Raw genomic sequence first — 20,722 nt, 5'->3', positions numbered from 1 at the left:
TGTATATATGGATTCTACTGGTTATATATTCCTTTCTGCCGAAACAGCGCTTTCCTTTTTCAGGCGAGGGTATATTAAAGCTAAACAGTACGAACAAAGGGAGGTAATCCAATGACTGACAACCATGCTGGCTGGAAAATGGATAATAGCTATTCGCGGCTGCCGAACATATTTTATAGTCTGCAAACACCGACTCCAGTGAAAGCACCTGAGGTAGTGATTTTTAATGAGTCACTTGCGGAAGAACTGGGTTTGAACAGCGAGGCACTTCAAGGTGACGAAGGGGCTGCAATCTTTGGCGGGAACGAGATTCCACAAGGAGGAACTCCCCTTTCCCAGGCATATGCGGGACACCAGTTTGGACATTTTACGATGCTGGGGGATGGCCGGGCTGTCCTGCTTGGTGAGCAAATCACCCCTGACGGCGACAGGTTTGACATCCAGCTGAAGGGTTCAGGCCGGACTCCGTATTCACGAGGCGGCGATGGCCGTGCAGGACTTGGGCCGATGCTGCGCGAGTTTATCATTAGTGAAGCGATGACGGGCTTAGGGATCCCAACAACAAGAAGCCTCGCTGTGGCTGTGACGGGAGAGGAAATCATCCGGGAAACGATGCAGACCGGAGCAGTTTTGACACGCGTGGCAGCGAGCCATCTGAGAGTAGGAACATTCCAATTTGCTGCCAACTGGGGGAAGAAGGAAGACCTCCGGGAGCTGGCTGATTATGCAATCAAACGCCATTATCCTGAACTCGAAGGGGAGGGTAACCGATACCTCTTATTCTTGAAAAAAGTGATCAAGAAACAGGCAGCCCTGATCGCGAAGTGGCAGCATGTCGGCTTTATCCACGGTGTCATGAACACGGATAATATGACAATTAGCGGTGAGACGATTGATTACGGTCCTTGTGCTTTTATGGATACCTTCGACCCGGCAACTGTATTCAGCTCGATTGATCGGGAGGGACGCTATGCCTATGGAAATCAGCCGTATATTGGCGGCTGGAATCTTTCTCGATTTGCCGAAGCTTTATTGCCATTGTTACATGAGGATGAAGATGAAGCGGTAAAACTGGCCGAGGAAGCCCTCTCTGAATATCCGGGTGCTTTTGAAACGGAGTTCCTGTCAGGTATGAGGCGGAAGCTAGGTCTTTTTAATGAGGAAAAAGAAGACAAAGAACTAATTTCCGAACTCCTTAATCTCATGAATAAGTCAGAAGCCGACTTTACGAATACGTTCAAAGCCCTGACCTTCGGGAAGCTTGAAGGGTCCGAGTTTTTTAAGGCTACCGAATTTACAAAGTGGCATGAAAAATGGCAGGAAAGGCTCGGGCGCCAGGAAGAATCAAAGGAAGATGTCCATGAACTGATGCGCAATAACAATCCAGCAGTCATTCCGCGCAACCACAGGGTAGAGGAAGCACTGAATGCCGCGGTAAAAGGTGACATGAGCGTCATGCTGAAATTGCTTGAAATTCTGGCAAATCCATACGAACATTCACCTGAGCAGGCCGAATTCTGCCAGCCCGCACCGCCAACAGCTAAGCCATATCGGACGTTTTGCGGAACATGAATTGGGTTGATGTGCTTTTGCTTTAAGGCTATGACGGACAGAAATACGAGGAAATTCTGAAAAAGTGTCCGTCATCAAGGCTGTGACGGACAGAAACACGAGGAAATCGTGGGAAAATGTCCGTCATCAAGGATATGACGGACAGAAACACTAGGGAATCGTGGGAAAATGTCCGTCATCAAGGCTATGACGGACAGAAACACGAGGGAATCGAGAAAAAGTGTCCGTCATCAAGGCGATGATGGACAGAAACAAGATGAAATCGAGAAAAAGTGTCCGTCATCAAGGTGATGATGGACAGAAACATGAGTGAATCGAGAAAAAATGTCCGTCATCGGTATCGAAAAACGAACACACCTCTGGTCATGAAAAAAGGCAGTCCCATATCAAAACGGGACTGCCTTTTCTTATTTTTCCTGCACTACAGCCGTTTTCTGATCTTTTTCAAAGAATAGGATCAGAGCAGGCAGCAGCATGCCGCGTACCAGGAAGGTGTCGAGCAGGATGCCGACGGCGACGATGAAGCCGAATACGAACAAGTCGGCGATTGGCATGGTCGTTAGGGCTGCAAAGGTTGCGGCCAGGATGACACCGGCTGATGAGATCACGCCGCCGGTATTGCGGATCGCGGTTTCGAGGGCATCCTTCACTCTGTGTGTTTTTCGCTCTTCCATGAATCGGGAGGCAAGGATGATATTATAGTCGATTCCCAGTGCCACCAGGAAGATGAAGGCGTAGACAGGGACGCGGGAGCTTAATGCGTCGAAGCCGAATAGGACGTCGACGAGGAAGATTCCCAGCCCCAGTGCTGATAAATAGGACAGCAGAATAGTCCCCATCATGTAGATGGACATCTTCAGTGATCGAGTGAGAGCGAATAATAGAGCCAAAATCAAAATGGTTTCAAGGAGTACGATTTTTACGATATCTCTGTTATTGATTTCGCGTTCGTCCAGAAGCTTTGCTGTGACTCCGCTATAATAAGCTTCGCCGTCAATCGAAAGATCCTTCAATAACCCAGGCGTTTCTTCGCGCAGTTTCCCGATGAAATCAATAGCTTCTATGGAATATGGATTCATCGATAAAGCAACGCTGAGCTTCAGGGCCTTCTGATCTTCGGATTGTGCAGAAACCCGGACGGACGCAATTTCATCATATTTTTGCCATTGTTCGATGATGGCATTTGTATCTTCCTCTGTAAAAGCGTCATCACTTTCAACAAGCATGGTTGTTGGTGCCAGTTCCCCTTTATCGTACCGGGCCTCGACGATTTCATACCCGACTCGTGACGGCAGGTCTTCAGGGAATTTTTTTACCGTATCGAATTCAAAGTCGAGGTTGAGGACATTGAATGCGGTGATAACCAGGAAAACAGCGACGAGTCCGCCCGAGATGACAGGCTTGTTGACAACGAATCTGGCGACCGGCCCCCAGATCCCATGCTTTACTTCGGTTTCCTGACCGTATTTTGGAACCTTCGGCCAGAATGCTTTGCGTCCGAATAACGTGAACAGCGCCGGCAGCAGCGTGACCGATGCAATTATGATGAAGAACATGGCCGTCCCGAAAACGGGTGCGAAATTCAGGTAATCACGGAAATCGGCAAAGAACAGGATAAGCATGGCAGCGAGAACAGTGCCACCTGCAAAGAACACAGGCTCGCCAGTTGCACGCATCGCATATTTCATTGCTTCATATTTGCTTTCATATTTGTTCAGCTCCTCGCGATAGCGGGAGAAAACAAACAAGGAATAGTCAATGACCGCTGCAAAAAGCAGGATACTCATGATCGAAGAAGTCTGGCTGCTGACCTCCAGGCCACCTGCACCCATGAGCGCTACAGTTTGGTTCACGACCTGATAGACGATGACCGTCGCAAGCAGCGGGATGATCGCGAGCAGGGGTGAGCGGTAAATGACAATCAGCAAAATCAAAATGATAAGGACTGTTGCGATCAGCAGGACAAAGTCAGCTTGTTCAAACAGCTTGACGGTATCTCCGGCAATCCCGGCTGGTCCTGTAATATAAAACTCTGTGCTTTCAAGATTTTTAGCAATCTTATTGCCGGTTTCGAGTGTCTTGTCGTTGATCTCGGAATACTCGCTGTTTCCGAGTCCCTTTTCCAGCTCCATCGGGACGATCATCGTCGACCCATCCTCAGAGATAAAGCCGCCCAATGCCTGGGGCGGGAGCGCACTGATATTGACAATATTGTCAATTCCGTCAATATCTTCAGCGATGATTCCGTTCAATATTTCTTTGACTTCATCCAGATTGATGTCACCATTTTTATTATGAAAAACCAGGATTCCCGGCGTTCCCTGTTCGTTCGGGAAAAGTTTTTCCGTCTTTTTCTCGGCAATCATCGATTTTGCTTCATCAGGAAGCGATTGAAAGTTGGTCGTTTTGTACTCGCTAAGCATCGGACCAGCACTTAAGCCGACCATCAGGACAAGCCAGGCGATAAGTGTGATCCACATGCCGCGCTTTGTTGAGACCCAATCGGTAATTGGATGTAAAAGTTTTTTCACAAATAATCCTCCCTCATAATACTACAGTTCAAGCTTATCATTTCGCTTTTCTATAGTGTCAGCTTGTCTAAGGCATTTTTGTTAAACATCATCGCATATATGAGGCATACCATTCATCCCAGTCGGAACCGAGCGAGTAGGTGACCGATTTGGATTCAAGCTTCGGACAGTCTTTGACGCAGCTTCCTCCAACGATGAATTTCAGGGATGGATCCATTTTCAGACTAGAACGAATCCAATCCTCCAGCTTGCCAATCGGAGAAGGGTTGGTCATCGAGATGGCCACAATGCTGATGTCCTTCATTTTTATCAAATCCGCCAATCCCTCAAGAGGGGTGTTAGGGCCTAAATAGATGACGTCATGGCCTTTCTTTTTCAAGAATAAACTGAAGACCATCAGCCCGATTTGGTGGTGTTCCCCCTCTGGACAAAAGGCCAGTACCTTTGGGAGTGCCGGGTGAACAGGGAGGACCCGCAAAAATTGGCTGCAGCGGTTAAGGATGAACTGCGAAGCAAAATGCTCCTGGGCGACACTGATAACGTCCTTCTCCCACTCATCCCCGACCTTATACAAAACCTGAACCAGGATAAAATGGAAGACCTCTTCAAAGTCATATAAAGAAAAAGCGAGATCCGTAAGCTGATTCGCTTTCTGGGAATCTAGATTGACCAGGGCATTGTAGAGCTCATCTTTCAACTCGCTGAATTTACTATTTTCAGATGGAGGTGTAGCAGGTGCTGGCGCAGATTCCTGCAAAAGCCGGACCGCATCACTGATTTTCATGTCTTTTTCATGCACCTGTTTCTTGATCCATTTGAGTGTTTCAACATCTTTCTCGCTATATAACCGGTGGCCGCCCTCCGTCCTTTTAGGCGTAACGACATTGTAGCGGTTTTCCCAAGCCCTGATTGTGACCGCAGGAATATCCAATCGTTCAGAAACCTGTTTAATGCTATACAAACTATTCACCTCCACTCCTCATTATAGATAAGTTATACAAAAATTACACAGACAAAATGTTGTTAAATCAACTTTCTGAAAATATTATCTAAAATGTTTGCATTATTTGTATAGGTTTTGTATAATTAATTTCGAAAGGTTATACAAAAATTATACATTAGGCGGTGTTATCTTGAAAACTTTAAATCTGTTATCATTAGTATTGCTTATTGTCGGCGGTCTAAATTGGCTTTTAGTTGGATTATTTGAATGGGACCTAGTCGGAGGAATCTTCGGCGGCATGGACAGCCCAATCGCAAAGGTAGTCTACATTCTTGTAGGTCTCGCAGCTATCTACAGCATCACGCTTTTATCAAAAGTGAATAAATAATCAGATGGAAGGGCGTACAATGCTGTACGCCTTTTTGTGTGCCCAAAAGCTTGGAGAATGCTATCCTATAGGAAGAAAACGTCAAAGCAGGGGGAATGGAAATGGATAAAAGAGAAATTGAATACAAAATCGTAGAACTAAAGGATGAGTACCTGCAGCTCCAGCATAATCTCGAGAAATTGGAATCCGTAAAAGGCAATCTCCATCCGCTGGAAAAGCGTCTTGCCGCGATTGAAGAGGAATTAAGCACATTGAATACTATGCTTCGTGAGATGTAGAACGACAGCCTAATATTTGATTAGGTTTCTTTCTCGGGATAAAAAAGGCATGAGTCCAATTGGATATGGGACTCATGCCTGGTTATTTTGCAAAACCACAGGGTTGATTAAACCCATTTTTCCCATCGGCCACAGCGTTAGGCATTATTAATCAAACGTTTGATTAATAATTTGGATGTGAGCCATCTTTAGACTTTTCCTCACATACTTGTGGCTGTAATTCCAAACTGGGATCGTTTATTTCACTTCTGCTTTCCTGCCTTCGCGAGCAGAGGCCCTGACTGCGTCCAATACTTTTTGTGTCGAATGTGCCTGCTCAAAATCTGCGAGATAGGGGTGCTTTTCTCCGGAAACCAGCGTTTCATGTAGCGCATCCAAAGCCCTCTGGAAGCCGTTATAATATCGGGCTGCAACCTCTGGCATACCAGAAGGAGCTTCTATATCCGGCACCAGGTCAACTTCTTCGAGTGGTGAATCTCCGGCGGAAAGCAGGACCTTATTGTCATCCAGCATTACAAGTGTACCTTCCGTACCGAATATTTCAAGACGCCATGTGTTCTCGGTTTTGCGCGCAGCAGAAATGAGTTCCAGTGTTACAGTCGCGCCGTTTTCCAGTGAGCCGATGATCTGGAAAGCATCATCCGCTGTACGGTGTTCTGTATTCCCGTTATCATCCGTCTGATTGGGAACATGGATTGGGAGCTGCGCAAACACCTCTTTAAATTTGCTATCAAGCCACCATTGAAGGGAGTCTGTCATATGGGAGCCAATCGCGCCAAGCATGCCGCCGCCTTTTTCTTCCTGTCCCAGCCAGCCGCGGGGTTTTGATACCAGGCCAGTATAGCTCGCAAATGAGCACAAGTAACGGACATGTAAAACTTCCCCGAGTTTCCCACTCTCAAGGATTTCCTTTACCCTTGTACGGGCCGGAAGGAAGCGGAATTCATGGTTGATCAGCCCAAGTTTTCCCGCCTTGTCTCTCTCCGTAATCATTTCTTCTGTTTCGGCAACATTCAGAGCCATTGGTTTTTCACATACTACATGGACGCCCTTCTCAAAGGCAGCTTTAACCATTTCCTTATGTAAATTAACTGCAGATGCGACCACTACTAAATCGAGAGCTTCCTCTTCAAGCATTTGCCGCCAGTCAGTATAGATATTTTCAATCCCGCTTGCGTTCCTTGCTTCCTCAATATTGCCCCTCGATACACTCGATACAGCTACAACCTCGAACCCTACGTGGTAGTCCATCATTGGTGCATGGACTTTTGCGCCAAAACCCGTTCCGATTATTCCCACTCTAAACTTTCCCAAAATTACCACCCCTGTCCAGAATTTAGTTTAATAGTAAATCCAGCAGGGGTGGAATGTAAATGGATTAGGTCTATTAAAAAACTGAGTATCACAAAATTATGATAAAATTGGGTAAAAAAGGGTGGGTAAAATGAATATGGGGGATCTGTTATTTCAGCTATTATTTTTCATTTTTCTAATCGGAATGTTCGCGGCGGTTTTCTATGCAGTTCGGTCACTGGTCATAGGGCCTGACAAGCAGAAGAGCATGGAACAAAAACTGGATCGGATTATAGAGCTGCTTGAAAAGGATAATAAGGAATAAACAGTTTATATAATTGTATGTCTGCACATGGTATAATGAGGAACTTAGGATTATATGAATTTCACCCAAAATTGCACGGATGCCTGATAAGCCTCCGCCTGGCGATTCAAATATGGAGGTATAAAGATGAACAAGCGATGGACGATCGATAAGATTAAAGAGTTTGTAGAGAAAAATTCGGCGAGTAAGCTTTTGACGACGGAGTACCATGGCTTTTCGCAAAAACTACTGTTTAAATGCGAATGCGGCAACAATTTCGAAAAATCATTCAAGAAGTTCAAGGATAATCATCAGCGCAAGTGCGAAGTGTGCCAGCCGCCGAAAGCTTCACGTTAATTGAATAGAATGTATGCTGCCAATCCTGGCAGCATTTTTTCTTTTAGAGTAATTGAATATTACCAGCAGAAGCGTCAATCAGCAGGATTCACGCTTCTTTTTGTTGAAATAAACGAAGAGAAACTACAGGAGCAACGAGAATGAAGAGATATATGCTTAAAAAGAATTTCAGGGGATTGAAGAAAGGGACACAATTCTATTTGATTGCTGATTCCGAATTTATCGGTGTAAAAGAGTATGTGCTGCGCACTAAAGATTTGACGACGAGGATTGCGGTCAATGAGAGAGAGTTTCGAGGGAATTTCATTTTATTGAATTAGGAGAGAGCGGGCATGTATTTGTTATTAGCGATCTTACTAAGCCTGGTTCTGGGATATTTTTTACTAGTGATCGGGCCGATTTTTGGCGGTGTAATTGCATTTGGGGTGATTGCAGGCAGTTTATTCAGAGCGGTTTACTTGCTGAATGATATTCGTAAAAGGCTGGTGATCATGTCGCCGGATATAAAGGAGGTTTCGGAGCAGAAGCAGGTGTCAGAAATCATTCCGGAGCATTTGCAAAGTCCGGTTGCGTATAAAAAACACCTGGCAGGAAAGCAACCGAGCGGGGGATCTGAATGCAACTCACAGCAATAGTGGTCTTTGCAGTTGTCTGGGGCGGGCTGATGGTCTATTTCCTGACTCCTTTTAACGATCGATATCGTTTGGATGGTAATGTGGCGTTTTCAAAGGCTTTCCGGGTGAGTTTGAAGAGGTTGATTTTACATAAAAAGGCCATTCTTGCTTTGCTGCTGTTATTGTTTACGGTGATGAGCATCAGGTCATATTTTATATCAGCTGAAGAGTATGACAGGATGCACGGAATCAACAGGGAATATGATAGTCCAGTTTTTTATATGATCAGCGTCATTATATTTGCCGCAATCCTGTATCTATTTTTGGCCATCAGATGGGCCGTGAAAACAGCAAAGTGAATGGAGAGAATCGTTTTGAAAGAGACCATTTTAAAATCCCTTACAAAAATCGAAGAAGACTTTGATGTGAAAATCCTTTATGCAGTTGAATCCGGCAGCAGGGCCTGGGAATTTCCTTCAAAGGATAGTGATTATGATGTCCGTTTCATCTATGTTCATAAAAAAGAAGACTATCTGACGATTGACCAGATGGGGATCGGCAAGAAAAGAGATGTGATCGAATTGCCGATCAATGATTTGCTGGATATCACCGGGTGGGAACTGACCAAGGCCCTGAAGTTATTCAGAAAATCAAATCCGCCGTTAATGGAATGGCTGCGATCAGGGATCGTGTACTATGAGGATTTTTCAACTGTCGACAAGATGAAGGAGCTAAGCAAAGAGGTTTTCGCGCCGAATTCCTGCCTGCACCATTATTTGAATATGGCGAGCAATAATTTCAGGGAGTACTTGCAGGGAGATCAAGTGAAAATCAAAAAGTATTTTTATGTCCTAAGGCCGGTCCTGGCTGCCCGATGGATTGAAAAGTACAACGAGTTCCCGCCATTAGAATTTCCGAAACTACTCGAGGACCTTTTGCCTGAAGGGGAATTGAAGGGCGAGATTGATACCTTGCTGAAAAGGAAAATAAGCGGGGATGAACTGGATTTTGAACCGAAAATTGATGTCATCAACGAATTCCTGAACGAAGAGATTACACGATTAAGAGAATATGCATCAACACTTGAAATTGATTTGCCTGATTTCACCCCAAAGCTGGACCAGCTTTTCAGGGATACGCTGGAGGAAGTTTGGAAGTGAGTTTTATAGCGTAGGCTGCCTTTGGACGGCGGTCTTTTTTTAGAGGGGGAAAAGGAAAGTGAAAAAGTTTTACGCTGCATCGAGCTTTAAGAACATAGAGGCAGTTCGGTATATCAGCAAGCAGCTGATCGATAGAGGTTATATTCAGACATATGATTGGACGAGGAATGAAAGAGCCTCTACATTTAAAGACTTAAAAGAAATAGGCCAAAAAGAAAAGGCCGCAGTCATGGAGGCCGATGTCGTGATCGTTCTTTTGCCAGCAGGAAAAGGCAGCCATATCGAAATGGGGATAGCACTTGGACTTGGGAAACGAATCTATCTATATTCACCAAATGGCGAAGTGGATCATTTCGAAACAACCAGTACGTTCTATCATTTGCCTGAAGTGCAGAAATGTATTGGGAGTTTGGAAGAGTTAATACAAGAGGTTATGGAGGAGGAGCTTGCATAATTGCGCAGCCAACTATGGAGTAAGTTGAAGAAAAGATTGGATAGTTTAATATGCGATTCTCTTAAAGGGAGAGTGAATTTTACAGTCACTAACTATCGAAGGGCACACGATCAGATGGGAAGGGCATTTGTCACAGTGGATAAAAAGGAAGTTCTTAATATGTGTACGATTACTTCTGATATAAGACTTCATAGAAAGGATCGTGAATTACACAGACTGAATGAAATGGGCTATGATGATCCCGGAATTAATCGTGAGATAGGTGTTACAGCACACGAATTGGTAAAAAAAGAAGGAATCTATGCACAGTACGATTTTTACGATAGTGTAGAAGAATTTTTGAATCTGCCAATAGATCAGGCTTTGAAATCCGAAGATATGGTCGTGAAAATTCTTGCGTTGATCGACCGGAGGGCAGGGAAGCGAACTTTAATAAAGCTGAGGGAATCGATCAAAAACGAATTGGAGATTATTCAGTATTTTTATAGCCTGCGTTGTGAAGCGGAACAAATAAATGATTGATTGAACGGGAGGGGGACTTAATCGGAAAATATGAGATCAAGCAAATAAATAACCTGCTGGATATTGAGCTGGATGACCTGGTGACTGAAAGCAAGCAAGAGGGCTTTCGGTTTGTGGAAAGGTTGATCAATGACTATAAATATGGCAGTAATACGTTCAGCGATGCTGGGGAAGGGTTGTTTGGCGTTTTCAGTGAGGAAGGTACTCTGATTGCGATTGGCGGCTTGAATCAAGACCCGTTTTCGAATGAAAAGGAAATTGGCAGGCTGAGAAGGTTTTATGTAAGGAAGGCGTATAGGAGACACGGGATCGGAAGCCTTCTGGTAAAAAGGATTATGGATGAAGCGAATAAACATTATAAGGTTCTGGTGCTTCATACTGACACGGAACAAGGGGATCTATTTTATTGTTCTATTGGGTTTTCGAAGGGTGATCGGTATCCAAAATCAAGTCACTATATTGATTGCAAGCAGAAACAGGCTCAGAGTTAATGCTCTGGGCTTTTTTACATGTAAGACTTCTATGTTTCGTCTGACATTATCGTGGGAAGAGGGAACTATTGTTATAGGATTGGAGGAATCAGACATGGAGAAAACGATTTTCATCACGGGTGCCGGGAGCGGTCTTGGCCGAGGAGCGTCTCTGGGCCTGGCGAAAAAGGGTCACCGTGTGATTGCGACGACTGAGCTGACTTCGCAGAAGACGGATTTGATGCGAGAGGCTAAGGATCTTGGGCTTGATATGGAAGTGTTCAAGCTTGATATAACCAATGAGCGGGATCGTGAACAGATCCGTGAATATGATTTTGATGTGTTTGTCGCGAATGCGGCGATCAATGAGGGTGGGCCGCTGGCCGAGGTGCCGATGGGCCGGATCCGGGCGCTTTTTGAAGTGAATGTGTTTGCCACGCTTGAAACGGTGCAAATCGCAGCGCGAAAGCTGGTGAAGAAAGGCAGCGGGAAAATCATTTTCATGAGCTCGATGGCTGGCATATCGGCTACGCCTTATGTTGGACCTTATACGGCTACCAAGCATGCAATTGAAGGAATCGCGCAAACAATGAAGTCAGAGCTTGCGGAATTCAATGTGAAAGTGGCGACGATTAACCCTGGAGCATTTGAAACGGGCTTCAATAAGCGTGCAGCTGAGGGAAAATGGAAGTGGTACGATGAGGAGAAGAATTTTACCAGGAAAGAGGATATGGAAAAGCAGGAAGAAGGACTGAAGGATCAGTTTGATCCTGAGGACATGATCGCAAAAATGGTTGAGATCATTCCTGCCGACCATCATAAATTCCGGACGGTCTATCCTGAGGAGACAGAAAAGCAGCTTAAAGAGACGCAAGAAGAAAGATGGACGATGGAAATCTGACAGTGAAGACCAAGCCTGGCATTTGTTTGAGTGCCAGGCTTTTTACTGCTCTGAGACGTCCAAAGATTCCAAGTGTATTGATTTTTTGTTGTGGTATAGCTGTAATAGACGAAAAATAATGAGGAGGGGAGCAAATGACGAAATCAAATGAACGATTGAAAAGGCAGGATGTGGATCAAGAACAGACATGGGATTTGACGGCTCTTTTTGAAACGAGAGAGGACTGGGAGAGGGAACTGAAGGCTGTCAAGGAAGATTTGCCGAAAGTTACTCAATATAAGGGGAGTCTTGGGAATAGTGCAGCTGAACTGCTCGAATGCCTTGAGGCAAGAGAGAAGCTGTTGGAGCGTCTTAACCTTGTCTCGATGTATGCAGATTTGCGGCAATCGGTTGACCATTCCGATTCTGAAAGGCAGAAGGATGCGGCTTTCGCAAGTGATGCCCAGTCGATTGTCAATGCGGAGCTGGCTTTTGCAGAGACGGAAATCATCAAGCTTCCGAAAGGGAAACTAGAGAGTTTTTTAAATGAGGAGCCAGGATTAGACCCTTTCAAAAAGTATTTAAGCGACCTGCAGGATCGGAAGCAGTATGCACTTAGTGAGGAAACGGAGGGAACGCTGGCAGCTCTCGGTTCATTGTTCAGTTCGCCTTACAATATTTATAATCGCGGCAAATTGTCTGATATGCAATTCGATCCTTTTATTGATGATGAGGAAAATGAAATTCCTTTATCTTTTGCTTTGTATGCAGGAAAATATGCCTCATCACCTTCCAGCACGGTAAGGCGGAATTCATATGAATCTTTTAACAAGACCTTGAACCGTTATAAACATACCTTTGCTGCAACCTACGCAACCCAGGTGAATCAAGAAGTGACAATGGCCAGGCTAAGGAACTATGAGTCTGCCACGGCAATGCTTCTGCATGATCAGCAGGTCACCCAGGAGATGTACGATAACCAGCTGGATGTCATTCAGAAAGAATTGGCTCCGCATATGAGGCGCTATGCAAATTTAAAAAAGCGTGTCTTAGGCCTGGATAAGATGAAAAACGCCGATCTTAAAGCCCCTTTGGACCCGGATTATAAAATAGAGACTAGCTACGAGGAAGCGGCTGAAACAGTGAAAGAAGCGTTAGAAATAATGGGGCCAGAGTACAGCGAGATGATCAAGATGGCTTTTTCCGAGAGATGGGTTGATTATGCGGACAATGTAGGGAAAAGTACGGGTGCTTTTTGCTCGAGTCCATATGGCGCACATCCATACGTTTTGATGACATGGCCAGATACGATGCGCGGCGCATTCACACTCGCCCATGAATTGGGCCATGCCGGCCATTTTTACCTGGCAGGTAAAAATCAGAGGATGACGAACACCCGCCCCTCTAGGTACTTTATCGAAGCGCCGTCAACGATGAACGAGATGCTTCTTGGAAATCATTTATTGAAAAACACAAACGACACTCGTAAAAGGCGCTGGGTCATCCTGCAGTTATTGGGGACATATTATCATAATTTTGTTACCCACCTGCTTGAGGGAGAGCTCCAACGCAGGGTATACAATCTGGCCGAAAAGGGAGAACCGTTGACAGCAGATTTATTATCCAAGTTAAAATTGGAGGTTTTGAAAAATTTCTGGGGAAATTCTGTTGAAATGGATGAAGGAGCCGGCCTGACCTGGATGCATCAGCCACACTACTATATGGGCTTATATCCATATACGTATTCTGCCGGATTAACCATCTCCACGCTGGTTTCCCGGCAAATACTTGAAGAAGGCAAGCCGGCAGTGGAAAAATGGCTCGAAGTGTTGAAGGCTGGAGGTACGATGAAGCCATTGGACTTAATCAAAAAGGCAGGAGTCGACATGTCCAGGCCGGAACCAATCCATGAGGCAGTTGAATATGTCGGTAAGCTCATCACCGAGCTGGAAGAAAGCTACGAGCAGTAACTGCATGAAAACAGCCGAATCCGGGAAGGATCCGGCTGTTCATACATATTAGTCTGTCGTGATAAATGCATCGATTCCCTGGCTTTCAATCTGCTTGATCAGAGTTTCTGCATTTTCACGATTCGAAAAGGCCCCAGCTTGTACACGGTACCAGGTCTCGCCTGAAATCTCAGCAGTTGTTACGAAGCTTTCAAACCTTTTTGCTTTCAGGTCTGCGGCTAGCTGATCAGCATTCGATCTATCCTTAAAAGAACCGGCAATCACTTTGTGTAGAGATTGTACGCTATCGGTCGCTGATTCTTCCCGATCGACATTATCCTTCGGTGTCAGATTGGATGCTTTCGCAATGCCATTGGCATGTCCCCGGGCAACATCGCGTCGCCAGGATTCCTGCTTCATGAGGGCGGCATCCTGGGCATTATCGATAAAGCCGTTTTCTGAGAGCATGGCATCCATCTTTGATTCTCGTAGGACATGAAAATCGGCATTCTTCTTGCCGCGGTCATTGAGCTGGTTCAGTTTCATGACTTCAGTGTGGATGGTATCGCGGTAATTCGCGGTTGATGAATTATTTGAAAGGCTGCTATAGATATAATCCTCGTACCCGCTGGCTGAACCATTGTCAGAGTTTATGTGGATCGACAGATAAAAATCAGCATCCCATGAATTGGCTTCATCAGTACGCTGAACCAGACTTTTCGTGACATCGCCTGTCCTGCTCATCCTGATTTCAACGTTTTTATAGTTATTTTCCAGTATTGAACGGAGTTTAAGCGCAATATCGAGGGTCAAATCCTTTTCACGGAGACCATTTCCCTGCGCGCCAGGATCCGAGCCGCCGTGGCCAGGATCTAAATATAGTTTCATCAAACTCCCTCCTTTATAATTTGCTTTCCATATAGGATATGCTGGGGAAATGTATTGGTAAGGGTGCCTGTCTTGGGAAGAGGGTAGTTTTTCTTTTTTACTGGAACCTTTGATGTTTGAAATCGTAGAACTTAGTAAGTCTGATTAATGGGGTGGAAGATGAAAACTCAGCTAAATGCGAAAAATGAGAAGGACCGGGACTCAGATTTGAAAAAGGTAATGAATATAATCGGTCTATTCATATTTGGAGGGCTAGTACTGACAAGTATCACTAACCCAATGCCAGTCGGGTACCTTAAAGAATATTTGCTTTTCATCGCCGGCAGTGCCTTTATTTATTATGTTCTGCTGAACATCTATTTCATCGGAGGTTTAGCGCGAAAATTGTTTTATGCAAGTCTGATTGTTCTTGGAATGGGCAGTTTGTTCATGGTGCTTTACCTGGTTAGTCATTCATCACATTGAGCAGCCTTATTTTGTCTGTCTTGATGTGAAAGTGCCGTGATTGCAAATGACTGTTCAATTGTGGATTATAATCAAAACTCCTTGCTTTCATGGAGTTTTAATTTGGATAAATATTACTTGCACAGTCGCTGAATAAGCATTTCTGAATTTTTTAAATATATTTACTTCTATTAATTTTGGAAGCGCTTCCATTCCCAACGGACTAGTCAGGGCGCGGTTTTTGCCTGTTCAAAATAAGGTGTAACATCCTTGAAACAATTCAGGATGTTTGTTAGGTTAGATAACCGTAAGCCCCCTGAGGGCAAAAAAAACTTGGACGGCATAATTAACATAAAGATTTTTTCAGTGTGGTTCGGCTGAATTTTTTTGTATGCCTGAGTATATTACCACTATGTTAATTATTTCGTTTAGGGAAAACGAAAAGGAGAGATTTCATGACTTTTGAAGTATTTATATCTTTAGGGATTTACTTTATTGCAATGATCCTCATTGGATTGTATGCATACCGCAAAACGTCTGATCTGTCAGACTATATGCTTGGAGGGCGAGGTCTTGGGCCGTCGGTAACTGCTCTTTCAGCAGGTGCGTCTGATATGAGCGGCTGGATGATGATGGGCTTGCCTGGAGCAATGTACGCCTCGGGTATTTCCAGCGCCTGGATCGCAATTGGGCTATCGATTGGTGCCTATTTGAACTACCTCATTTTAGCTCCAAGACTTCGAACTTATACGGAGTTGGCAAATGATTCAATTACAATCCCCGATTTCCTTGAAAACCGCTTTTCAGATAAAACTAAAATTCTGCGTTCTGTCTCTGCAGTTGTTATTATCATTTTCTTCACGCTGTACACCTCAGCGGGTTTTGTTTCGGGCGGTACTTTGTTCGAATCGGCATTCGGGCTTGATTATCGTACGGGATTGTTCGTGACAGCTGGTGTCGTCATCATTTATACGCTATTCGGCGGCTTTCTTGCTGTTAGTTTGACTGACTTCGTACAAGGTGTCATCATGTTCCTTGCGCTTGTCTTGGTGCCTGTGGTTGCTTTCACAGAACTTGGAGGACCAACAAATGTCATGGAAACAGTAAGTGCAATTGATCCTACAATGATGGATCTCTTCAAGGGGACGACTTTCCTTGGAATCATTTCACTATTGGCATGGGGTCTTGGTTACTTTGGCCAGCCTCACATCATTGTACGCTTTATGGCAATCAATTCTGTAGAAGAGCTTAAGCCTGCACGAAGAATCGCGATGACTTGGATGATCGTATCGATTATCGGTGCTTTGGCAGTAGGACTGGTTGGGATAGCTTATGTTCAGGTAAATGATGTTGCACTTGATAACCCTGAAACAGTATTCATCATGTTTGCAAACATCCTGTTTAACCCATATATCACGGGATTCTTGCTCGCTGCGATCTTAGCTGCGATCATGAGTACGATTTCTTCTCAGCTGCTTGTTACATCAAGTGCGCTGACGGAGGACTTTTACAAAGCGTTCTTCCGCCGCGAAGCATCGGACAAGGAATTAGTATTTGTTGGACGTGCAGCCGTGCTGCTTGTAGCATTGGTCGGAATCGCGCTTTCATACACTCCAAACGATACAATACTTTCATTGGTCGGTAACGCATGGGCTGGTTTCGGTGCTGCATTCGGACCGGTCATGCTCCTGAGCCTATACTGGAAGAACATGAACCGATGGGGGGCACTCTCCGGAATCATTGTCGGTGCGCTAACCGTCATCATCTGGATCAGCATCGATGGACTATCAGAGTTCATGTATGAAATGATCCCAGGATTCTTCCTGAGCCTGATTGCCGTGATCGTTGTAAGTAAAATCACAACAGGACCAGGCAAAGCGGTAAAAGAAGAATTCAATGAAATGGAAAACATTATGACTGAATAAAAGAGTGAAGGCTGCCGGTATGATGCTGGCAGCCTTTATTTGAACTTTCCCGGCTTCTTGACATAGCTCTCGATGATGAAGCTTCATAGGTTTTTGATTTGGAAGATACATAAGGGAACGGTAATGCTGAAGAGTCCTATCTGCCCGTAAAAGAGCAAAGTGAAGGAGTTGGGTCACATAAAAGGGGAATATGTGCCCGAAAAAGAGCAAAGTGAAGGATTTCGGTCACATAAAAGGGGATTATGTGCCCGTAAAAGAGGAAAGTGAAGGAGTTGGGTCACATAAAAAGGGATTATGTGACCGTAAAAGAGGAAAGTGAAGGAGTTGGGTCAGATAAAAGGGGAATATGTGCCCGAGAAAGAGGAAAAGTTCCAAGAAAACGACCGGGCTTGTCGCCCGGCATAGTTTATGACAGATGATGCAGAACCAATGAAGCCAGCAGACCAAGCGCGGTGATCAGGCCGGTGACGGGTCCGCTTTCTTCGTAAGCTTCTGGCATCATCGTGGATGCGATCATGGCAATAATGCCGCCGCCTGCGAATCCTGAGATTCCAGACATGAAAGCCTCCGAGGCATCTTTGAGAAAAAAGTAGCCAGACCAGGAAGAAAGCGTGGCAATCACCAGGACGGAAACCCACATCACTGAGATTTTCAGGCGTGAATATCCACTTTTCCTCAATCCTGCTGTACTGGAAAGTCCTTCAGGAATGTTGCTGACGAAAATGGCGATGACGAGAAGGAAGCTAACAGTATTTTGTTCAAGAAGGCTTGCGCCAATCATGATCGACTCTGGTATGGCATCCATGACTGTCCCTATAAAGATCGCAATTCCTGCATTTTCAGCTGCCTGCTTGCCGGAACGTTTCCGGTCGGATGCTCCTTTTCTGGATACTAGTATATCTAGCAGAGTGAAGATAGAAGCACCTGCGACAAACCCGATGCTGCTTGCGAAAATTCCGCCTTCGTAAACCGCATCTCCTAAAAGTTCATAGGAAGCGGCGCCAATGAGGACACCTGTGCCAAAGGCCATGATCCAACCAATGACCTTTTTAGGAATGGAAAAAATCATTGCTGCCAGGGAACCTAGCAATACTGCAGATCCTGACACTGCTCCCCAAAATGCTGCATTCCACATATGTACTCCCCTTTCATAATAAATAAAACTACCCGCTTATGATTGGAACAAAACTGTGGTGTGAGGGGAGGCGTGGCTGAAGTATTCTTATTTTATCCCGTCTAAAAAGATATTATCATCCCATTTTCCCGGCATATGTACCGAGTAATCTTTGACGTCTTTGGCAGCTCGTTAGAAGCAAACATTTTATGAAAAAATTCCTGTGGAGTCAGCTCTGCTTTTTTCAGATAATCCTAAACAACGGTTATGTCATATCTCGCCATCAGCTCGGAAGGGAGGTTAGTGGCGCTGTCCGTGATGTTTTTGATCATGGTAACTCCACCTCTACAAGGTTTATAGCATTTTTAAAAGTATGGTTGCATGCAGGCAGATACTTAAGGCTCTGGACACATCCATGTTAAAGCGTTATAATTTAATTCGTTTTCCGAAATAATTTTATCAAGCAAAATAGACTATTGCATTCAACAAGTAAAGCGAGGAGGAAGCTTGATGCCAAAAGAAAAACTTTGGACGAAGGATTTTATTTCAATCTCGGTCGTGAACTTCGTCATTATGTTGTCGATGTATCTTTTGATTGTGACAATGGCCTCATACGCTGCCGATACATACGACGCTACCAGCAGTATGGCGGGGCTGGCCTCGAGTATTTTCATCATTGGGGTTCTTTTTGCCAGATTGTATGGCGGTAAAGAAATTGCAAGGATTGGCAGCAAAAAGATGTTGCTTGGAGGAATTCTGTTTTTTGTTCTTATATCTGCTCTTTATCTCATTCCTTCTAACATCTATTTTCTGCTTGTCATCCGTTTCATGCATGGGATTGGGATCGGGTTTGCTTCGACAGCAACCGGAACGATTGTGGCGCAGGTTGTTCCTGCCAGCAGGAAAGGGGAAGGGATCAGCTATTTTAGCTTGAGTGTGATTTTATCTACAGCCATTGGCCCGCTGATTGGCCTGGCGATGATCAATGAGTTTGGTTATATAAGCATGTTCATATTCTCCCTGGTCGTCGGTGCTGCGTGTTTGCCGATTGCACTCACAATCAAAGAACCGGTCGTGGACTACCAGGCCGATGGAACGAAAAGCAGAAGGTTCAGCCTGGCTAATTATTTTGAACCAAATGCCCTTCCGGTATCGATTGTCATGTTCATCATCGCGCTTTCATATTCAGGAACGCTCTCTTTTATCGCGTCATATGCGAAAGAGGCAGGCCTTGTTGAGGTGGGCAGCATGTACTTCTTCGTTTATGCGATCGCCGTTTTATTCTCACGGCCATTCACTGGCAAACTGATGGATGCCAGAGGCGCAAACAGCGTGGCATACCCTGCATTGCTTTTATTTGCGGTCGGAATGTATGCCCTGAGCCAGGTCAGTTCCAGTCTGATTTTCCTGGCAGCTGCAGCGCTGATCGGTTTAGGATATGGAAACTTTCAATCCATCGCCCAGACGGTTGCCATCAAAATGACACCGCCGCACCGCATGGGACTCGCAACCTCCACGTTTTTCATTGCAATGGACATGGGCATAGGTGTTGGGCCATTCTTGCTCGGCTTCATGGTGCCGAATTATGGTTATAACGGCTTGTATCTTGCCATGGTGCCGCTGATTCTCATAGGTTTTGTCTTCTATTACTTTTTACATGGTAAAAAAGAAAACAGGCTTGTGCATGATGCGTAAAAGGAACCTCACCAGACAATGGTGAGGTTCTTTTTATACCTTTTACATCGGTGCATAGTTCGTGTTGTTTTCAACATCTGTTTCCTTCTCCAATACTTCCATTTCCATATGAGTCTGCGGGAATCCATTGGCGATCCACTCAGCGCGCATCGCAGAGTCTAGCTGGGTAAGCCCTTTTTCCGCGGGATCGATGCCCGCATCGACACTTTCCATCTGGTCAATTTTCGCGCTGTTCCTCATGTCGGTATCCTCAAGGAAACGTATCGCATCCCGCTGGCTCTTGCGGTAGGCAGCTGTCAGAAGTACAGCGCCGCCCGCTGATAGCAAGGAAGCCAGTACAAAATTTTTGGTCGATTTTTTCATCATCGGTCCCTCCATCTGAAAATAACTACTCTTGCCCTTTTAATTCCCGTTTTATATGTCTTTAAAAAGACCAGTTATTTACATTTTTGTTGCAGGAGGGGAGATTGGGAACCATTTATCTCATTTTCTCATCAAGATGTTCAAGGATCATTTCCCAAGCCGAATCATGGCGGCTTTTTGATTCTTCATTAGGGAAACCTTTGTGTGACAGGGTTAAAAGTGTCCCATTTTGATGAGATGTTAATTCAATCGTGACCACTGTTTCTGCACCCTCTGTTCCACCTGCACCTGTCAGCCAGGTGAATTCAATCAGGCGATTCGGTACGATTTGCAGAAATCTTCCGTAATGAGGATGCCGCTGTATCTCACTTTTTTCGTCCAATTTAAACACTGTTTCAAAGAAAAAAACTGAATTGACCTCGGCCTTCATAATTAGCGTGCCGGGGGCCGCAAACCATTCGTCGAACTTTTCGGTCCACGCTTCAAAAAGAACCTCAGGCGGGGAACTCATGATCCTTTCAACGGTGAAGCCATATGGCCTGGCAGTAAGATCTGGGATTGTTACAGGTTCCATTCGT

The 20,722-nt window shown here is 45.0% G+C and carries 24 protein-coding genes; 17 read left to right on the top strand and 7 right to left on the bottom strand.

The features are described from left to right. The first annotated feature begins 111 nt into the window (after window positions 1-111). A complete protein-coding gene (locus FS736_RS18995; RefSeq protein ID WP_144480245.1) occupies window positions 112-1,572 on the top strand; it encodes a protein adenylyltransferase SelO in 1,461 nt (486 codons plus the stop codon). Between the two features lie 407 nt (window positions 1,573-1,979). On the opposite strand, the gene FS736_RS18990 is transcribed toward FS736_RS18995, so the two are convergent. Both FS736_RS18990 and FS736_RS18985 read right to left on the bottom strand, forming a co-directional pair. Then, on the bottom strand, window positions 1,980-4,103 hold the full coding sequence (locus tag FS736_RS18990; protein ID WP_144480243.1) for an MMPL family transporter: 2,124 nt from the start codon (window positions 4,101-4,103) through the stop codon (window positions 1,980-1,982). Window positions 4,104-4,191: 88 nt separating this feature from the next. Beyond that, entirely contained in the window at window positions 4,192-5,064 is an 873-nt protein-coding gene (locus tag FS736_RS18985) for a MerR family transcriptional regulator (protein ID WP_186326847.1), read from the bottom strand. A 172-nt stretch (window positions 5,065-5,236) separates the two neighbouring features. On the opposite strand from FS736_RS18985, the gene FS736_RS18980 reads away from it, so the two are divergent. Together FS736_RS18980 and FS736_RS24440 are read left to right on the top strand one after the other, a co-directional pair. Beyond that, window positions 5,237-5,434 (top strand): DUF378 domain-containing protein, encoded by a 198-nt coding sequence (locus tag FS736_RS18980; protein WP_144480239.1) that lies wholly within the window; start codon window positions 5,237-5,239, stop codon window positions 5,432-5,434. A gap of 101 nt (window positions 5,435-5,535) precedes the next feature. Next, the gene (locus FS736_RS24440) at window positions 5,536-5,712 is read left to right on the top strand and encodes an SE1832 family protein (protein WP_186326846.1); all 177 of its coding nucleotides are present in this window, start codon (window positions 5,536-5,538) and stop codon (window positions 5,710-5,712) included. A 237-nt stretch (window positions 5,713-5,949) separates the two neighbouring features. On the opposite strand, the gene FS736_RS18975 is transcribed toward FS736_RS24440, so the two are convergent. Next, window positions 5,950-7,026, bottom strand: a complete 1,077-nt coding sequence (locus tag FS736_RS18975) for a Gfo/Idh/MocA family protein (protein WP_186326845.1) — start codon at window positions 7,024-7,026, stop codon at window positions 5,950-5,952. Between the two features lie 130 nt (window positions 7,027-7,156). Here FS736_RS18975 and FS736_RS18970 point away from each other — a divergent pair, with 130 nt between their 5' ends. The 11 genes from FS736_RS18970 to pepF all read left to right on the top strand — a co-directional run bounded on the left by FS736_RS18970 (window position 7,157) and on the right by pepF (window position 13,736). Beyond that, entirely contained in the window at window positions 7,157-7,330 is a 174-nt protein-coding gene (locus FS736_RS18970; RefSeq protein WP_144480235.1) for a DUF4083 family protein, read from the top strand. Window positions 7,331-7,456: 126 nt separating this feature from the next. Beyond that, window positions 7,457-7,666, top strand: coding sequence for a hypothetical protein (locus tag FS736_RS18965; RefSeq protein ID WP_144480233.1), 210 nt, complete (start codon window positions 7,457-7,459; stop codon window positions 7,664-7,666). Between the two features lie 140 nt (window positions 7,667-7,806). Then, window positions 7,807-7,986 carry a hypothetical protein gene (locus FS736_RS18960; RefSeq protein WP_144480231.1) on the top strand — a complete coding sequence of 60 codons (180 nt, stop codon included), beginning with the start codon at window positions 7,807-7,809 and terminating at the stop codon, window positions 7,984-7,986. Between the two features lie 12 nt (window positions 7,987-7,998). After that, window positions 7,999-8,301 (top strand): hypothetical protein, encoded by a 303-nt coding sequence (locus tag FS736_RS18955; RefSeq protein WP_144480229.1) that lies wholly within the window; start codon window positions 7,999-8,001, stop codon window positions 8,299-8,301. Next, the gene (locus tag FS736_RS18950; RefSeq protein ID WP_144480227.1) at window positions 8,283-8,639 is read left to right on the top strand and encodes a hypothetical protein; all 357 of its coding nucleotides are present in this window, start codon (window positions 8,283-8,285) and stop codon (window positions 8,637-8,639) included. The genes FS736_RS18955 and FS736_RS18950 overlap by 19 nt, the downstream gene beginning before the upstream one ends. 15 nt (window positions 8,640-8,654) lie before the next feature. Next, entirely contained in the window at window positions 8,655-9,440 is a 786-nt protein-coding gene (locus FS736_RS18945; RefSeq protein WP_144480226.1) for a nucleotidyltransferase domain-containing protein, read from the top strand. Window positions 9,441-9,498: 58 nt separating this feature from the next. Further along, window positions 9,499-9,894: a TIR domain-containing protein gene (locus FS736_RS18940; RefSeq protein ID WP_144480224.1), complete on the top strand. Its 396-nt coding sequence runs from the start codon at window positions 9,499-9,501 to the stop codon at window positions 9,892-9,894. Further along, on the top strand, window positions 9,895-10,416 hold the full coding sequence (locus FS736_RS18935) for an SF0329 family protein (protein WP_144480222.1): 522 nt from the start codon (window positions 9,895-9,897) through the stop codon (window positions 10,414-10,416). Then, complete coding sequence (locus FS736_RS18930; protein WP_260983661.1) at window positions 10,413-10,907, top strand: GNAT family N-acetyltransferase; 495 nt, start codon at window positions 10,413-10,415, stop codon at window positions 10,905-10,907. The genes FS736_RS18935 and FS736_RS18930 overlap by 4 nt, the downstream gene beginning before the upstream one ends. 94 nt (window positions 10,908-11,001) lie before the next feature. After that, the gene (locus FS736_RS18925) at window positions 11,002-11,787 is read left to right on the top strand and encodes an SDR family oxidoreductase (RefSeq protein WP_144480220.1); all 786 of its coding nucleotides are present in this window, start codon (window positions 11,002-11,004) and stop codon (window positions 11,785-11,787) included. A gap of 134 nt (window positions 11,788-11,921) precedes the next feature. Further along, window positions 11,922-13,736: an oligoendopeptidase F gene (pepF, locus tag FS736_RS18920; protein WP_144480218.1), complete on the top strand. Its 1,815-nt coding sequence runs from the start codon at window positions 11,922-11,924 to the stop codon at window positions 13,734-13,736. 48 nt (window positions 13,737-13,784) lie between these two features. On the opposite strand, the gene FS736_RS18915 is transcribed toward pepF, so the two are convergent. Continuing rightward, entirely contained in the window at window positions 13,785-14,603 is an 819-nt protein-coding gene (locus tag FS736_RS18915; protein WP_144480216.1) for an N-acetylmuramoyl-L-alanine amidase, read from the bottom strand. A gap of 159 nt (window positions 14,604-14,762) precedes the next feature. Here FS736_RS18915 and FS736_RS18910 point away from each other — a divergent pair, with 159 nt between their 5' ends. Both FS736_RS18910 and putP read left to right on the top strand, forming a co-directional pair. Then, a complete protein-coding gene (locus FS736_RS18910) occupies window positions 14,763-15,068 on the top strand; it encodes a hypothetical protein (RefSeq protein WP_144480214.1) in 306 nt (101 codons plus the stop codon). Between the two features lie 434 nt (window positions 15,069-15,502). Continuing rightward, window positions 15,503-16,972 carry a sodium/proline symporter PutP gene (gene putP / locus FS736_RS18905; protein WP_144480212.1) on the top strand — a complete coding sequence of 490 codons (1,470 nt, stop codon included), beginning with the start codon at window positions 15,503-15,505 and terminating at the stop codon, window positions 16,970-16,972. A gap of 406 nt (window positions 16,973-17,378) precedes the next feature. On the opposite strand, the gene FS736_RS18900 is transcribed toward putP, so the two are convergent. Continuing rightward, the gene (locus FS736_RS18900; protein WP_144480210.1) at window positions 17,379-18,107 is read right to left on the bottom strand and encodes a ZIP family metal transporter; all 729 of its coding nucleotides are present in this window, start codon (window positions 18,105-18,107) and stop codon (window positions 17,379-17,381) included. Window positions 18,108-18,596: 489 nt separating this feature from the next. Here FS736_RS18900 and FS736_RS18895 point away from each other — a divergent pair, with 489 nt between their 5' ends. Then, window positions 18,597-19,781: an MFS transporter gene (locus FS736_RS18895; protein ID WP_144480208.1), complete on the top strand. Its 1,185-nt coding sequence runs from the start codon at window positions 18,597-18,599 to the stop codon at window positions 19,779-19,781. Window positions 19,782-19,823: 42 nt separating this feature from the next. On the opposite strand, the gene FS736_RS18890 is transcribed toward FS736_RS18895, so the two are convergent. Together FS736_RS18890 and FS736_RS18885 are read right to left on the bottom strand one after the other, a co-directional pair. After that, complete coding sequence (locus tag FS736_RS18890) at window positions 19,824-20,144, bottom strand: hypothetical protein (protein ID WP_144480483.1); 321 nt, start codon at window positions 20,142-20,144, stop codon at window positions 19,824-19,826. 115 nt (window positions 20,145-20,259) lie between these two features. After that, window positions 20,260-20,718: an SRPBCC family protein gene (locus FS736_RS18885; protein ID WP_144480206.1), complete on the bottom strand. Its 459-nt coding sequence runs from the start codon at window positions 20,716-20,718 to the stop codon at window positions 20,260-20,262. Between the last annotated feature and the right edge of the window lie 4 nt (window positions 20,719-20,722).

It is taken from the genome of Cytobacillus oceanisediminis 2691 (assembly GCF_007678455.1).
GTDB lineage: Bacteria > Bacillota > Bacilli > Bacillales > Cytobacillaceae > Mesobacillus > Mesobacillus oceanisediminis_A.
The sequence above is the reverse complement of the archived record's forward strand: the minus strand, read 5'-3'. Positions and strand labels throughout refer to the sequence as shown.

Coding starts and splice junctions, on each gene's coding strand:
- FS736_RS18995 (WP_144480245.1), top strand. CDS start 112: ATGACTGACAACCATGCTGGCTGGAAAATGGATAATAGCTATTCGCGG.
- FS736_RS24440 (WP_186326846.1), top strand. CDS start 5,536: ATGGATAAAAGAGAAATTGAATACAAAATCGTAGAACTAAAGGATGAG.
- FS736_RS18970 (WP_144480235.1), top strand. CDS start 7,157: ATGAATATGGGGGATCTGTTATTTCAGCTATTATTTTTCATTTTTCTA.
- FS736_RS18965 (WP_144480233.1), top strand. CDS start 7,457: ATGAACAAGCGATGGACGATCGATAAGATTAAAGAGTTTGTAGAGAAA.
- FS736_RS18960 (WP_144480231.1), top strand. CDS start 7,807: ATGAAGAGATATATGCTTAAAAAGAATTTCAGGGGATTGAAGAAAGGG.
- FS736_RS18955 (WP_144480229.1), top strand. CDS start 7,999: ATGTATTTGTTATTAGCGATCTTACTAAGCCTGGTTCTGGGATATTTT.
- FS736_RS18950 (WP_144480227.1), top strand. CDS start 8,283: ATGCAACTCACAGCAATAGTGGTCTTTGCAGTTGTCTGGGGCGGGCTG.
- FS736_RS18925 (WP_144480220.1), top strand. CDS start 11,002: ATGGAGAAAACGATTTTCATCACGGGTGCCGGGAGCGGTCTTGGCCGA.
- pepF (WP_144480218.1), top strand. CDS start 11,922: ATGACGAAATCAAATGAACGATTGAAAAGGCAGGATGTGGATCAAGAA.
- FS736_RS18915 (WP_144480216.1), bottom strand. CDS start 14,603: ATGAAACTATATTTAGATCCTGGCCACGGCGGCTCGGATCCTGGCGCG.
- FS736_RS18910 (WP_144480214.1), top strand. CDS start 14,763: ATGAAAACTCAGCTAAATGCGAAAAATGAGAAGGACCGGGACTCAGAT.
- putP (WP_144480212.1), top strand. CDS start 15,503: ATGACTTTTGAAGTATTTATATCTTTAGGGATTTACTTTATTGCAATG.
- FS736_RS18900 (WP_144480210.1), bottom strand. CDS start 18,107: ATGTGGAATGCAGCATTTTGGGGAGCAGTGTCAGGATCTGCAGTATTG.
- FS736_RS18895 (WP_144480208.1), top strand. CDS start 18,597: ATGCCAAAAGAAAAACTTTGGACGAAGGATTTTATTTCAATCTCGGTC.
- FS736_RS18890 (WP_144480483.1), bottom strand. CDS start 20,144: ATGAAAAAATCGACCAAAAATTTTGTACTGGCTTCCTTGCTATCAGCG.
- FS736_RS18885 (WP_144480206.1), bottom strand. CDS start 20,718: ATGGAACCTGTAACAATCCCAGATCTTACTGCCAGGCCATATGGCTTC.